Genomic DNA, 15201 nt, shown 5'->3' with positions numbered 1-15201 from the left:
AATTATTGGAAAGTACATGAAACTTACCTTTGTTTTCTCCTACAAAATATTTGGCAATATTCAGAGCAAATGTAGCTGCATCAGGTGTAGTTTTGATTCCTTGATCACTTAAAGTCGATTCGTCTGCATTAACGACAATTCTACCTAAAGATTTCAAAACTGGTGTAGTTTCTGGTTTAACTAGAGGGATTTCTTCTTGTTGCCAAACAGCACCATTAATTGTGCCGTTAATGCTGTTACCTGTCTTTTCTTTAACAAGATTGCCCGAACCTTCATTCAAGGGCAAATAAGCAACTAAACCATCTTCCTTCCCAGTCAGATACTGATTCATCTTTGCCTGAATTTCAGCCGCTGTCAGAGCTTTATTCCAGACACTAACTTCCGTAATTTGACCAGAATAGAAATATCTTGGATTTGCTTCGGTGGCACCAGCACCGATTCGCAGAGGGCATCGCGTATTCAGTGCATAAACTACATTTTTACTACCAACTTCTTTGCCATCGACATAAAGTTTCAATTGCTTGCCATCAAAGGTACTTGCTATATGAGTCCAGACATTGAGAACTACAGGAATATCATTATTATTAACAATTTCCCAATCACTTCCGTTACCGACCCAAGCTTGCCATTTATTATTATCTCCTGCGTAGATAATGTAACCTGCGGAATCTTTGGTAACACGGCTGGTAATTACAGAACGAAAGCGGCCTTGCCCACCGGTAACTTTTACCCAACTGGAAACAGTAAATAAGTTGGGATTAAGTGACTGGTTATAAGGAATTTCTACATAATCATCCTTACCATCAAACATTAATACTGATTGCATATTTTTCTATACCTTTTGGCAATTTGTCTGGTTTTGGGATAATTGTGGCTGAATTTTCAAGCTTATTTTTGGCTTTTTATCTTCGTGAAACACGATATCAAAAAAAATACATCATGTCAAATTTTTGATATTTAATTAATATAAGTTTACGTATTATTAGCAATAATATCTAACCTCACATAATGGCGTTTTTGATTAAAAAAAGATTAAATTTTTATTCATTAAACGAATTATATTGTATGAAAATCTGTATTGAAAAATACGTTAAATACAGTATTGACATTCCAGTTTCACTACGTAATTATACAAATCTAACAGGCAAATATAAATGCTATGTGAGAAATGTCAGAAATCCCATCTCAAGCAGAATTATACACCACAGGTTTCAGTAGTTGTCTCAACAGCAGGATTCCTTTGTGACAAGTCTTGCTTTGTTCCTTCCTTTGAACACTTGGTCTAATGTGTTAATTTTATATAGCGTTTCCCAGTCTTATGAGGTACACCTTAATTTATTTACTCGCTATAAAATATCAGTTGATAGAAATTTTCCATATTTCACATTCGCTACAACAGGAAAAAGAAAAAATAAAATGCAAAAACTACTGTCATTCAATAACGAAAAACTCCTGCGTCAAGCATTAACCCATCGTTCTTATGTGAACGAAAACCCCGGAGAAGGAGAACACAACGAACGCTTAGAATTTCTCGGTGATGCAATTTTAAACTTTCTCAGTGGAGAATATTTGTACCGTCGTCACCCCGAAAAAGGAGAAGATGAATTAACCCGTCGCCGTTCTGCATTAGTTGAAGAAAAACAACTAGCAAAATTTGCTTTAGAAGTTGGTTTAGATTTTAGAATGCGATTAGGAAAAGGTACAATTAGAGATGGAGGTCTTCAAAATCCTAACCTTTTAAGTAGCACCTTTGAAGCTGTAATTGGTGCATATTATTTAGATAATGATTGTAATGTTGAACCACTCAAAGTCATTCTTGAACCATTATTTGATTCTGTATCGGAAGATGTGGTAGAACCGAGATCAAATGTAGATTCAAAAAATAGATTGCAAGAGTTAACCCAAGCTCAAGGTATCCAAGAACCTCCTAAATATGTAACAGAAAAAGCCGGAGGTCCAGATCATGCACCGGAATTTATTTCCAAAGTATTTGTAGATGGTAAAGAATTAGGAGAAGGAAAAGGAAAGAGTAAAAAAGAAGCTGAAAAAGCTGCTGCTGAAGATGCGTTAGCTAAATTGAAAAAACGAGATTTATTGTAAGAATTGTAATCATTGATGAGCGACATATATCTAAGGTACAGCGCACAATCAATTAAACTGCTTGATGTCAGTAGTTAAGTAACTAATTTTTATTTTAAATACTGATGTTATTACTATTCATCAATGTTAGATTTTCGCTGTTACTATTAATTATGAGTAAGTCAGCCTAATCCAACGCACCAGAGTCAACAGCGTTGGAACGGAGGAACCAAGTTTTGGGGCGTATTTTTGTGGCGATTGGTTAATAAATTCCTAAGTTAATGTTAGGAAATCAGCCAAAATTGCCCAAAAAGGGGTATCTCTCAACCCTAGTCCGTCAGCTAACTTCGTAGGCATTGAGAGGGGACTGAAGAGACAGCATTTGATAATGTTTTGATCTCATCAGTGTCCAAGGCTGGTACTGCTCAGATTCAGTGTATCTGTACTGAACTCTGTTGAGGTTACAATATGATTTTACAACTGAATTTAGCTGCAATTTTTGCTGTGGCTGGACAATTGGCGTGGAAAAAAGCAAAACCTGTCATTTTTCGTGATGATTTCTTATTGCCCGTTGTGGGTTTTTCAGGAATAATTTTACTCTGGTGGGTAATAGCATTTGCTAATCATGAATTAATGCCTACACCACCTGAAGCTTTAATTGCCAATCTTGACTACATTTTAAATCCCTTTTATGAACGAGGACCCGGTAATTTAGGAATTGGTTGGTTACTATTAGCAAGTTTACGCCGGGTAATATTAGGTTTTGGTTTAGGTGCATTAGTAGCAATTCCCTGTGGGTTTTTAATTGGGATGTCTAGACCAGCAATGCTGGCTTTTAATCCCATCATTCAAATATTTAAACCTGTTTCACCCCTAGCTTGGTTGCCTATCTCCTTAGCTATTTTCAATTTGGCAGATCCTTCAGCTATTTTTGTGATTTTCATTACTTCCCTTTGGCCGACTATGATTAATACTGCCTTGGGAGTTTCTAGCGTACCCAAAGATTATATAGATGTGGCACAGGTGTTAGAAATGCCACGTTGGCGGCAGATTATTAAAATTATTTGGCCTGCCAGTTTGCCTTATATTTTCACAGGTTTAAGGATTAGTTTAGGTATTGCTTGGCTGGTAATTGTGGCTGTAGAAATGTTAACAGGTGGTATTGGAATTGGGTTTTTTGTTTGGGATGAATGGAGTCGTTTAAATCTCAGTTCTGTATTTTTGGCGGTGTTTGTAATTGGTTTAACTGGTTTAGTTTTAGATTACGCGGTGGGTAAACTTCAAGAATTTGTTACCCATCGTCCAGGAAGTGTGAAGTAAACAGGGAAAACGTCAAAAATTTAGTTACAGCTATGACAGGCAAGATAGTTAAATCTTAAATCTATGACAGGCAAGATGCCTGTTCCACATTGAGAGATAAAACTGATACCAATTTGCAAAATGATGTCAAAAGATGGAAGCTGACAAAGCTTATCCATTGAATTTTTCATCATCTAAAATCTAAAATTCAAAATTGTAGACAATTATGAGTGAAAATAATTGGACTCGCAGAGATTTTATCAAGGGAATAGGTTTAACGACTGCGGGAATAGCGTTGTCATCCTGTGCTGTTTCTGGAGATAGGTCTGCTAAAGGACTGACAGCAGAAGCTTTAGCTGTAGAACCAGTAGTTAAACCTCAAGAATTAGAAAAACCTGATCTTATTATTGGTTATGTTCCTGTTAATGATTGTGCGCCATTTGCGATCGCCTGGAAAAAAGGTTTCTTCCGCAAATATGGCTTAAATGTCAAACTCAACCGCGAAGCTAGTTGGGCAAACTCCCGCGACGGGTTAATATTTGGTCGTCTCGACGCTTCCCCCGTCGTCTCTGGTGCAGTCACTAACGCTCGAATAGGTGCAGAAGGTGCGCGTCATGCCCCCCTATGTGCAGCTATGACCATACACCGACATGGTAACGCCATGACCATGAATAAAGATATGTGGGACTTTGGTATACGTCCTTGGTATGAATATCAGCAACAATACGGTGATGGGGCATTAGAAGCATTTGGGCGAGATTTTCGAGGTTATTTTAACCAACAACCCCCAGAAAAGAAGGTTTGGGCAGTAGTTCTGAGTTCTGCTATTTATGAATACTTTGCTCGCTATCTTGCTGCTGCTGCTGGTGTTGACCCATTTAAAGAATTTCGCATCATTATTACTCCCCCACCGCAAATGGTGACAAATATGAGAATTGGGGCAATGCAAGCATATATGGTCGCCGAACCTTGGAACACTAGAGCAATTACAGGTAACGAAGGTATTGGTTTTACATTCGCTCAAGGTAAAGAAATTTGGCACGGACACCCAGACCGACTATTAGGAGTAATGGAATCTTTTATAGTCAATTATCCCAAAACTTACCGATCCTTGGTAAAAGCAATGATAGAAGCTTGTCAGTATTGCAGTAAACCCGAAAACCGCCAAGAAGTAGCCGAATTATTAACAGATCGTTCTTTTACTGGTGCAAAACCAAAAAAGCAAGATGCGCCCATTAGTAAATTGACTGCTCCAGGAATTATTGGCAATTACAACTATGGTGGTTTTGATGGTAAAGACCGCACAATCAAAGCTGAAGATACCACAATTTTCTACGATATTCCTGACAACCTTCCCAAACAACAAGGAGAACATTCCACCTTTTTATGGCGTTCTCGCAGTATTTGGTTAATGACTCAAGCAGCACGCTGGGGACAAATTAAAGAAATCCCTAAAAACGCTGAACAAGTAGCCGAAAAAGGTTGGAGAACAGATTTATATCGAGAGATAGCCACAGAAATGGGGATTCCATGTCCCAAGGATGATTATAAGGTTGAACCCCCAGAAGTATTCATAGATAAAAAAGGCTTTGATCCCAGTGATCCCGTCGGCTATCTCAATAGTTTTGCTATCAAAGCAAATGCTCCCATTCGTTTCTTCATGTCTTAATTTTCACGACAAACTATTAACTAATTCAGGAGAATTTAATCATGATATATACTTCCTTAGATAATGATAATTATCAACAAGTTCAGCCCCGTCACGGATTTTTAGAAATTGAAAATTTAGTGAAGTCTTATCCCACAGCAGATAAAGGAGAGTTTGTTGTTTTAGATGGCGTTAATTTGACAATTGGTGAAGATGAATTTATTTCTGTAATTGGTCATTCTGGTTGTGGTAAATCAACATTACTAAAAATTATTGGCGGTTTTGAAAGAGCTACATCAGGTTCAGTAAGCTTAGATGGTAAAGAAATCCGCAAACCAGGTGCAGATAGAATGATGGTTTTTCAAAATTATTCCTTGTTACCGTGGTTAACTGTGCGGGAAAATATCCGTTTAGCTGTGGATGAAGTGCTAAAAAGTGCAAATCGTGCCGAAAAAATTAGCATTGTGAATGAACACTTGGCAATGGTAAACTTAACGGCAGCCGCAGATAAATATCCCGATGAAATTTCTGGAGGTATGAAACAAAGGGTGGGTATTGCTAGAGCTTTAGCAATTCGTCCGAAAATGTTATTAATGGATGAACCATTTGGAGCTTTAGATGCTTTAACTCGTGGAAAATTGCAGCGTCAGGTATTAGATATCTGGGAAAATCATCGTCAAGCAGTCATGATGATTACCCATGATGTAGATGAGGCAATTTATATGTCCGATCGCATCGTTCTAATGACCAATGGACCATGCGCCACTATCGGAGAAATTCTCAAAGTTCCGTTTAAACGTCCACGCGATCGCAGTGCGATCCGCAATTCTAAAGAATACTTTGAATTACGCAACCACGCCTTGAATTTTTTAGACCGTTACTTTACTTCAGAGGAGTAAAATAAATTATTATTTCCTGGGTATACAAATTCAGAAATATAAGCTACAATTCAAAAAGTAGAAGTTTAAAATTTTGAACATTTAAAATTTTGAACATTTAAAACTTTGAATTTCTACTTTTAACGTCAGTATTCAGGATTGAGGCATCAGTATTTCAGAATATTTGATAAATCGGTAGATGATCAAATACAGATTTTGGGCGTAACCATTAAAAAGCTGACTGCTGATTACTGATCGCTGAATGCTTATCTGTGGGTAGCCTAATTCAAATTCATGAAAGCTGGATTTGAAGCGGAGGAACCAAATAATTGGGGCGAATCTTAATTGAAAGACACCTTCCAGTCTTAGCCCGTCAGCTAACTCCGTCGGCAATGGAAGGAACTCCCAAAACCTTGGCTGTAATACCAGTTGTTATTGGGTTTTCCTTAATCAATCTGCGATTTTAGTCAATGATTTTGGATGAACTAGGAATGTAAGAATTAACGAGTCAGAAATCAGAATCCTTGATTAGTCATTTGGTGATAAAATGGTGGTTTTTCATGGTGCGTTTAAAAAAGCTGATTGCTGATTACTGATAGCGGAATACTTACTTATGAATCCAAAATCTAAAATCTAAAATCTAAAATTGGCATCCCTGCTTCTCATTCATCATTCGTTTCAAGGGAGAGAAGTTAAAGCTGTGACAATCAAGCCATTGTTAGCACGTTTGCAAGGTGCTATTGGTCGCCATGACCTGATTGAGCAAATGGTATTACTACCTGCTCCAAAAAAATGCCTGAGTGAGAAAAATTCACTGGTAAAATCCATCAAGTTAATTGTTGGTTATGATGGTTCTCCTAATAGTCATACAGCCTTAGATATTGCTTTTTGTATTGCACATCAAACCCATTTAGCAAGCAATATTCAAGTCAATGTTCAGGCTGTTTATGTGTTAGAAGAACAGGCAAGTATTTCTGATTATCATAAATTCAATTATCCACCAAATTGGGCTGGTTTGACACATCAATATTTTGAGTTAAGCCAATCAACAACAATGGTGTTAACGCCATCAAAACCTCAGTTACTTACCACTTCAGCACCGGAAAAAGCAGATAAAATTCTTTGGCAAGCCAAAAATTTAGCCCAAGAATGGCAGAGTGATTTTAAATCTCATCTACGATTTGGTAACTTATCTACTGAACTGAAAAAAGTTGTAGAATTAGAAACTGCTGATGCTCTAGTTTTAGGTTGTCAATCTATCAATCATCCTGTGATTGAAAGTTTAGATCCTCATTTTCCCTGTGCTGTTTTGGGTATTCCTCGGTGTCTTGATTAATCACCTAATAATTACTTAATACATTTTTAATGCCCATGCACCAATAATCAACTATTAAGTCGCCTATAGTTACATATAGGTGGCTTTTTCGCTCTTTTTCACACAATAAAAAACAATCACATTATCAGGGAAGATGATATGGAAAACTGGCAAGCTGTTTTCAGCGTTATCACATTTATCACCGTCATTGTGGTAATCATGACGGAATGGATTGATCTAATGGTAGCTGCTTTTTTGGGAGCATTAATATTAGTCTTTGCTAATATCATGACTTTACCAGAAGCCGTTAGTTATATTGGTAAAAGTCATGGAACTTTGGGTTTATTTTTTGGTGTGATGGTATTAGTAAGAGCATTTGAACCGACTAATATCTTTAGTTATATAGCTACACAAATAGTCATTCTTGCTCAAGGAAGTGGCAAAAAATTACTATTAGGTATTGTGGCATTAGTTACGCCAATTTGTGCTGTTTTACCTAATGCTACTACAGTCATGTTATTAGCTCCATTAATTCCGCCAATAGCAGAAGAAATAGGAGTTAATTTTGTCCCTTTATTAATTTTGATGGTGTTTGTTGCTAATAGTGCCGGATTATTAACATTAGTAGGAGATCCTGCAACATTTATTGTAGGTGATGCTGTAAATATTAGCTTCATAGATTATTTAGGGAAATTAAGTTTAGGAGGAGTAATTGCTGTTTTGACTGTTGTAGTAACACTACCAATTTTATTTAGAAAAATTTGGCATAAAAACTTAGATGATTTAGCAGAATTACCCCATCCCCAAATCAATCATCCACGAGTTTTAATAGTAGGGGGAGTGATAGTAGCTTTTGTGTTAACATTTTTTGTAATTGGTGAATCTTTACCAATACCGATTTCCCCTGCGGCAGTGGCTTTGTTAGGTGCTGCTTTAGCTTTATTACTGGCACACAAAAGCAGAATTGATTCAGTTCATAATATTTTGCGAGATGTAGATTGGAGTACCTTAATATTTTTTATGAGCATTTTTGTCCTGATCGGAGGACTGGATAAAACAGGTGTGATTAAGAGTTTATCAGGTGTTTTAGGGCTGATTTTAGGTAAAAATATTTTGCTAGGTTCTGTACTTTTGTTATTTGTAGTAGGAATCTTATCAAGTGTTGTACCGAATATTCCTTTAGTTGTGGCAATGGTTCCTTTGTTGAAACAATATCTTGTGAATGTGGGATTAGCACCAGCAGAAGTTTTATCACCAGATTTTCAAGGACAGTTTCCCCCAGAAGTTTTACCACTGTTTTATGCCATGATGTTTGGCGCAACTTTGGGGGGAAATGGCACCTTGGTGGGAGCATCTTCTAATATTGTTGCTGCTGGTATTGCTGAACAGCATGGTAGAAGAATTTCTTTTAAGACTTTTTTACATTATGGTATTCCTGTTACCTTATTGCAGCTGATAACTTCAGCTTTGTATGTGCTGGTGCGTTTTTTACTTTAAACATAAAACAAAATGCTCGAAAAATATAGTGTTCCGATTTGATTTATAAATTTTCCGTGGAGGCAGGGAATAGGGAATAGGGTTTTAGATGATTTGGGTGTACGGAGTTTTTTCAAAAATCAAATAGGAGTCCTATAGATCCCTAACTTCTTGAAGATAGATCCCTAACTTCTTTGAGAAGTCAGGGATTTAGGTGTTACAAGATAGGGGAGATGGGGAGGAAAATTTTAGATTTTAGATTTTTTAGATTTTAGATTGGAGATGACAAAAACAATCCCTGCGGGTTCAGCAGTTGCTCATGTGGGAAACCCCCAAGGCCGCACTGCTTCACCAAAATCCAAAATCCAAAATAAATAACTCCTGACTCCTGACTCCTGACTCCTGGATCTCCTTTCTGATCTGATGTTAATATCTCAAGATGTGTAAAATGTCACGAAGAACGCTATAACCAGCTAAATCCCAAAGTAGATAAGCTAAAAATCCAATCATTGCCAAGCGTCCATTCCACAATTCTGCTTGAGGATTCCAACCAAAAATAAAGGCATTACGATCTACACCATTATAAGCTTTAGCAACGGGTGGTATATCAGTAGATGAGCGAGTTTCCATTTTTTACCTCCAAATTTCAACAAGTTTCACAAGTTTCACAAGTTTCACAAGTTTCAAGTTTAATGTTTTGAATCTTTTGTTCACTTTTTTTATGCTTAACTTTAATGTAGCTTTTACACACACAGTTGTTTTATGCCTATAGGTACAAACTATAGGCACTTCTTAGGGACGATAATTTAAAAGCTATTTACCCAGACAAATCTACCCTGAGATGGTGAAAAAAATTTTTAATTTAATTTAAATAAACGTAAACCAGCTTTCAAAAATTGAATTACTACAATCCAAGCAAAAAAATGTTCACCTAAAGAATAGCAGTATTGATATTAATAAATCAGCTAGAATTTATATAAATTTACAATAGTAAAATCATCAACTTCTATCTAACGTTATATAAGGCTTTCCCACTTGAGATGGATGCTAAGATCCCCTAATTTCTTGGATTCTGAAGGTTGGACAAGTTGAATATTCACATCCAGCAGTGGTCATTAGTGAGGCGGTCAAACCCTTATGGTGCATAGCTTTGTAGTTATAGCAGGAGTCAGAAGTCGTAGGGGCGAAGCATTCGGAAAATATCCTTTTCATAAAATTGATAATTTATCGCCCTGTAAGGGCGAAGCATTCGGAAAATATCCTTTGGGAAATACCGATCATTAATCGCTCGAATGCTTCTCCCTTTTCATAAAATTGATAATTTATCGCCCTGTAAGGGCGAAGCATTCGGAAAATATCCTTTGGGAAATACCGATCATTAATCGCTCGAATGCTTCTCCCTTTTCATAAAATTGATAATTTATCGCCCTGTAAGGGCGAAGCATTCGGAAAATATCCTTTGGGAAATACCGATCATTAATCGCTCGAATGCTTCTCCCTTTTCATAAAATTGATAATTTATCGCCCTGTAAGGGCGAAGCATTCGGAAAATATCCTTTGGGAAATACCGATCATTAATCGCTCGAATGCTTCGCCCCTACTTCGCCCGTACAGGAGTCAGGAGTAAAACACTAACTTGGCAGTGCAAATTTAAATTAAACTTAAAATTAAACTTAGAGGTAGGAAATAGAAATGATGCAGGAACTATACAAACACTTATTGTGGATAGCACAAGTACCTGTAACTACTCCCAACGTCACACCAGCACAGGCTTCGATTCTCACATCGGGTCCGCGCTTTTTTGTGGCTTTAATTTCTGGAGTAATTCTCGCCTTTGCCTTTCAATTAGTGTTAACTAATCTCTCAATTGCTGCGGGTATTTCCTATTTGGGACATCCTTCAGAATCTCAGGAAATTGAAAGTTTTGGTGGCACAATTCGCAAAATTGGCACGAGGTTGGGAATTTGGACATTAGTTACAGTCACAATTGCTTTATTCATCGCTTGTTTCTTAGCTGTAAAATTGAGTTTATTAATTTTAGATCCGGGATTAGGAGCAATTTTAGGTTTAGTCATTTGGGGAGCGTATTTTCTATTACTAATGTGGGTAAGTTCAACTACAGTTGGTTCTTTAATAGGTTCGGTTGTGAATACGGCTACTGCCAGTTTTCAGGCGATTATGGGTACAGCTACAGCTGCATTAGGCGCTAGGTCTGTAAATCAGCAAGTGGTAGCTACTGCGGAAGCGGCTGCCTCGGCGGTGCGTCGGGAATTAGGAAGCGCCATTCCCCCCGCAAGTATTCGCCAAAACGTAGAACATTACATAGAAAAACTACGTCCCCCAGAACTTGATATATCGCAGATTCGGGATGAGTTTAAAAGCTTACTTAATGAACCACAATTTAAAGCGATCGCCACCAGTCCAGACTTGGGAAAAATCGACCGTCAACAGTTTGTTGATTTAGTTAACAGTCGCACCGATTTATCCAAACGAGAAGTTAACCGCATTGCTGACGCTTTACAAAATGTTTGGGAACAAGTAGTGAGTCAACAAAAACCTACGAAAGAAAGTTTAGGTGAGTTGGTAAACTATCTGAAATCCCTTCCTTCGGGACAACCCAAAACCGATGAACTTAACGCCAAACTTGACCAATTAATTGCTGAAATTCACTCTACCAAAGAAACAGAACAAAAACCAGGAATGATGCAACAAGCAATATCAGCACTGACTGGGGTAGTGTTAGGTAGGGCAGATTTGTCTGATTTAGATGTAGAAAAAATTTGGCGTTCCTTAAATACTGCTAGAGAAAAAGTCATAGAACAAGTTACAGAACAACCTTATAATCCCATTCGTGCAGATATTGACAACTACTTACTTAACTCTTATCCTTGGCAACTCAGTCAAGAAAGAATTGCCCAAGAATTTCGAGATGTGATTTATGATCCTGCGGCTGATCCTGGGGTAATACGTAGGGAATTAGAGCAAATTAACCGTCAAGATTTTATCAATATTTTGCAAGCTAAGGGATTATTAGCTCAAGCACAAATTTACCAAATTGCTGATCAATTGGTAATGGTGCGGGATGAGGTTTTGGTAATAGTAACAGCGCAGGAAGAAAGAGAAATTGTCCAAGATTTGCAAAGACGAGTGGAAAGTTATTTACTGGTGACTCCGAAAGCAGATTTAACATCAGCAGGAATTGAGAATAATTTTAAACCGCTGTTGGCAGATCCAGAAGCAGATTATCAAACTTTATCCCGACGACTAGCACAAGTTGAACGGGAAGAAATGGCTGAGATTCTGTTAGCACGCAATGATATTCAAGAACGGGATTTAGATCCGATTTTAGATGAATTGGAAATGCAGCGCGATCGCGTGTTGGTAGAATCTTTAGGACTGGCACAACAGGCACAACATCAAGCGGAAACTCTCTGGTTAAATGTGGAATCATATCTGCGAAATACAGGCAAAGAACAATTAAACCCTGATGCTATTCGCGCTGATTTAAAACGACTTTTAGAAGACCCCCAAGCGGGAATTTTAGCCATTCGGACGCGGTTATCTCGCTTTGATAGAGATACTTTGGTGCAATTATTAAGTCAACGTCAAGATTTAACAGAAGCACAAGTTCATCAAATTATTGATGTAGTAGAAGAATCATGGCATAGCATCCGCCACATACCGCAATTTGTCGGGGAAAAAGCACGGGAACAATATGATTCTGTCACCACGACTATTGCAGATTACCTGCGAAATACTGGTAAGGAAGAATTGAATCCTGAAGGTATTCAACGAGATTTCACAAGGTTGTTTGAAAACCCTAGAGAGGGTGTTATGGTATTGCGTCGCCGATTATCGCGGATTGATAGAGATACTTTGGTGAAATTGTTAAGTCAACGTCAAGACTTGAGTGAGGAACAAGTTAATCAAATCATTGATACTGTGCAGACATCAATTAGAAATATAGTCCGTGCGCCCCGTCGGTTAGCGACAAGAACACAACAAAGAATGCAAAATTTTCAAACTTATTTGCAGGAGTATTTACGACATACGGGTAAAGAGGAATTGCACCCAGAAGGAATTAAAAGAGATTTGCATTTATTGTTGCATGATCCCAGAGTGGGGATGGAAAGTTTCAGCGATCGCCTTTCCCATTTCGATAGAGAAACAATTATCGCTTTGTTGAAAATTCGGGAAGATATTACTGATGAAGAAGCAGCGAGAATTGCTGATAATATGATCTCAGTGCGTGAACAATTTGTAGAACAGGTGCGGAGTATTCAAAGAAGGATTCAAGATGCAATTGAAAGCATTTTTGCCAGGATTCGTAATTATCTTAATTCTCTAGAACGTCCAGAATTGAATTATGAAGGAATACAGCATGATATCCGTCAATTATTTGAAGATCCTCAAGCTGGGTTTGAAGCATTGCGCGATCGCTTGTCTCATTTCAATCGTGAAACTTTAGTAGCTATTTTCAGTTCCCGTGAAGATATTTCTGAGGCAGATGTTAACCGCATTATTGACAGAATAGAACACGCTCGGAATATGGTTTTACAAAGAGCAGAACAGCTACAACATGAAGCACAACATCGGCTAGAACAGGTAAAACATCAAGCACAACGTCAAGCAGAAGAAACCCGCAAAGCTGCTGCTAATGCTGCTTGGTGGTTGTTTGCGACGGCGGTTGTTTCTGGTATTTCTGCGGCTTTAGGCGGATCAATTGCTGTTGTGCTGGTTTAGGTTTTTCAATAATGGACAATTACCTGTACCTGAAAATCCGAGGATTAAAAAAGCTAAATTTTCTGCTTTTTTTACTTGAAAGGGGAGGTTTGAAACCGTTCGGCAGTTCGACAGGCTCACTGACCACTGACGCTCACGGCGGAAGCCTTGAATAAAACAATTATCAATTATCAATTATCAATTATCAATTGATAAGTTGTCTTTAGCCTCCCAACAGGGGGTTTTTTTGACTAATAATTCAATAATGAAGGCGATCGCTAATTAGCATTTACAGGATTTTCCTCATCTTCTGCCCAATTTATTGGATTGTTGACAATGTACTGACGAATATTTTGTAATTCTTCCTCATTACGAATAATATGTTCATGAAAATTACGTTGCCAAATCACATTTCCTTGAGCTTTATTGATGCGATTCAACCGCCTTGTAGAAACAGATTTATAATTTTGAATTATTGCTGCCAAAGATTGTGGTTTTGTGCCATTAATTTTCACCTGTTTAATTCCAGGGACCGTAGGGGCGAAGCATTGGCTCGATAAATTTTGTTGTTGTTGATAATTGAAATTTGCCAATGCTTCGCCCTTCCCATCAGAAAACGATTGTGAAAAATCTTGCTTTGCTTCACTTTTAACTATGATAATAATTCCATGTACATGATTGGGCATGATCAGAAATTCATCTAACTCTACACTTTGAAAATGCCGAGGAATAGATAACCAACAACCCCTTGCTACCTCACCATTTGTATTTAATTTCATTTCACCATCGACAATTTCACCAAATAAACAATTACGGTGATGGGTGCAAATAGTGACAAAATATGCTCCTATTTGAGAATAGTTATATCCTTTTAATCGGATGGAACGACGGTGGTGAATTTCGGGATTATAAGGCATAAATTAAATTCCTGTTAATAGCGTCATGGTTATGGGGAAGGGTGAAGCATTCGCTGATATAGGTTGTCTGTTTGTTGTCTATTTTTACCATGCTAATGCTTCACCCCTACAGGATTATATAATGTGGTGCGATCGCTCAATCAATATAATTTTCATTGTCCCATTTGTAGGGGCAAAGCATTGGCTCAAACATCTTTATTGATTTCGATAATGTAAAATTGCCAATGCTTTGCCCTCTTCTGTTAAACTGTCTGTTTGTTGTCTATTTTTACCATGCTAATGCTTCACCCCTACAGGATTATATAATGTGGTGCGATCGCTCAATTAATACAATTTTCATTGTCCTATTTGTAGGGGCAAAGCATTGGCTCAAACATCTTTATTGATTTCGATAATGTAAAATTGCCAATGCTTTGCCCTCTTCTGTTAAACTGCATAGTGGAACAGGGTGAAGCATTCGCTGATATAGGTTGTCTGTTTGTTGTCTATTTTTACCATGCTAATGCTTCACCCCTACAGGATTATATAATGTGGTGCGATCGCTCAATCAATACAATTTTCATTGTCCCATCTGTAGGGGCAAAGCATTGGCTCAAACATCTTTATTGATTTCGATAATGTAAAATTGCCAATGCTTTGCCCTCTTCTGTTAAACTGTCTGTTTGTTGTCTATTTTTACCATGCTAATGCTTCACCCCTACAGGATTATATAATGTGGTGCGATCGCTCAATCAATACAATTTTCATTGTCCCATCTGTAGGGGCAAAGCATTGGCTCAAACATCTTTATTGATTTCGATAATGTAAAATTGCCAATGCTTTGCCCTCTTCTGTTAAACTGTCTGTTTGTTGTCTATTTTTACCATG

At 37.6% G+C, this 15201-nt stretch carries 10 protein-coding genes and 2 riboswitches; of the genes, 7 read left to right on the top strand and 3 right to left on the bottom strand.

Annotated features, from left to right (window positions below; translation table 11 throughout):
* The coding region (locus H6F47_RS23555; protein WP_190651247.1) for a LamG domain-containing protein at positions 1-826 on the bottom strand (826 nt) is incomplete at its 3' end.
* Between the two features lie 590 nt (positions 827-1416).
* Here H6F47_RS23555 and rnc point away from each other — a divergent pair.
* The 6 genes from rnc (at position 1417) to H6F47_RS23520 (ending at position 8716) form a co-directional block, all read left to right on the top strand.
* Positions 1417-2100 (top strand): ribonuclease III, encoded by a 684-nt coding sequence (rnc, locus tag H6F47_RS23550; protein WP_190346583.1) that lies wholly within the window; start codon positions 1417-1419, stop codon positions 2098-2100.
* 153 nt (positions 2101-2253) lie between these two features.
* Positions 2254-2449: riboswitch (cyclic di-AMP (ydaO/yuaA leader) on the top strand.
* A gap of 98 nt (positions 2450-2547) precedes the next feature.
* Entirely contained in the window at positions 2548-3399 is an 852-nt protein-coding gene (gene ntrB / locus H6F47_RS23545) for a nitrate ABC transporter permease (protein ID WP_190346585.1), read from the top strand.
* Between the two features lie 205 nt (positions 3400-3604).
* On the top strand, positions 3605-5047 hold the full coding sequence (locus H6F47_RS23540; protein WP_190651243.1) for an ABC transporter substrate-binding protein: 1443 nt from the start codon (positions 3605-3607) through the stop codon (positions 5045-5047).
* 41 nt (positions 5048-5088) lie between these two features.
* Positions 5089-5925, top strand: coding sequence for an ABC transporter ATP-binding protein (locus tag H6F47_RS23535; protein WP_190651241.1), 837 nt, complete (start codon positions 5089-5091; stop codon positions 5923-5925).
* Positions 5926-6172: 247 nt separating this feature from the next.
* Positions 6173-6308: riboswitch (cyclic di-AMP (ydaO/yuaA leader) on the top strand.
* 242 nt (positions 6309-6550) lie between these two features.
* The gene (locus tag H6F47_RS23525) at positions 6551-7240 is read left to right on the top strand and encodes a universal stress protein (protein WP_242027481.1); all 690 of its coding nucleotides are present in this window, start codon (positions 6551-6553) and stop codon (positions 7238-7240) included.
* A gap of 138 nt (positions 7241-7378) precedes the next feature.
* On the top strand, positions 7379-8716 hold the full coding sequence (locus H6F47_RS23520; RefSeq protein ID WP_096568735.1) for an SLC13 family permease: 1338 nt from the start codon (positions 7379-7381) through the stop codon (positions 8714-8716).
* Positions 8717-9121: 405 nt separating this feature from the next.
* Here H6F47_RS23520 and H6F47_RS23515 read toward each other — a convergent pair whose 3' ends face one another.
* Positions 9122-9325 (bottom strand): chlorophyll a/b-binding protein, encoded by a 204-nt coding sequence (locus H6F47_RS23515; protein WP_096568732.1) that lies wholly within the window; start codon positions 9323-9325, stop codon positions 9122-9124.
* A 1065-nt stretch (positions 9326-10390) separates the two neighbouring features.
* Between H6F47_RS23515 and H6F47_RS23510 the strand changes: the two genes are divergently transcribed.
* The gene (locus H6F47_RS23510; RefSeq protein ID WP_190651250.1) at positions 10391-13438 is read left to right on the top strand and encodes a YrzE family protein; all 3048 of its coding nucleotides are present in this window, start codon (positions 10391-10393) and stop codon (positions 13436-13438) included.
* A gap of 257 nt (positions 13439-13695) precedes the next feature.
* On the opposite strand, the gene H6F47_RS23505 is transcribed toward H6F47_RS23510, so the two are convergent.
* Positions 13696-14334 (bottom strand): transposase, encoded by a 639-nt coding sequence (locus tag H6F47_RS23505; protein ID WP_137668493.1) that lies wholly within the window; start codon positions 14332-14334, stop codon positions 13696-13698.
* Between the last annotated feature and the right edge of the window lie 867 nt (positions 14335-15201).

The organism is Sphaerospermopsis sp. FACHB-1094 (assembly GCF_014696195.1).
GTDB lineage: Bacteria > Cyanobacteriota > Cyanobacteriia > Cyanobacteriales > Nostocaceae > Sphaerospermopsis > Sphaerospermopsis kisseleviana.
Note: the sequence above shows the minus strand (reverse complement) of the source record. Positions and strands in the feature narration are given on the sequence as shown.

What these genes read in the sequence shown, in the direction of transcription:
- H6F47_RS23515 (WP_096568732.1), bottom strand. Translation starts at nt 9,325, where the DNA reads ATGGAAACTCGCTCATCTACTGATATACCACCCGTTGCTAAAGCTTAT.
- rnc (WP_190346583.1), top strand. Translation starts at nt 1,417, where the DNA reads ATGCAAAAACTACTGTCATTCAATAACGAAAAACTCCTGCGTCAAGCA.
- H6F47_RS23540 (WP_190651243.1), top strand. Translation starts at nt 3,605, where the DNA reads ATGAGTGAAAATAATTGGACTCGCAGAGATTTTATCAAGGGAATAGGT.
- H6F47_RS23520 (WP_096568735.1), top strand. Translation starts at nt 7,379, where the DNA reads ATGGAAAACTGGCAAGCTGTTTTCAGCGTTATCACATTTATCACCGTC.
- H6F47_RS23505 (WP_137668493.1), bottom strand. Translation starts at nt 14,334, where the DNA reads ATGCCTTATAATCCCGAAATTCACCACCGTCGTTCCATCCGATTAAAA.
- ntrB (WP_190346585.1), top strand. Translation starts at nt 2,548, where the DNA reads ATGATTTTACAACTGAATTTAGCTGCAATTTTTGCTGTGGCTGGACAA.
- H6F47_RS23535 (WP_190651241.1), top strand. Translation starts at nt 5,089, where the DNA reads ATGATATATACTTCCTTAGATAATGATAATTATCAACAAGTTCAGCCC.
- H6F47_RS23510 (WP_190651250.1), top strand. Translation starts at nt 10,391, where the DNA reads ATGCAGGAACTATACAAACACTTATTGTGGATAGCACAAGTACCTGTA.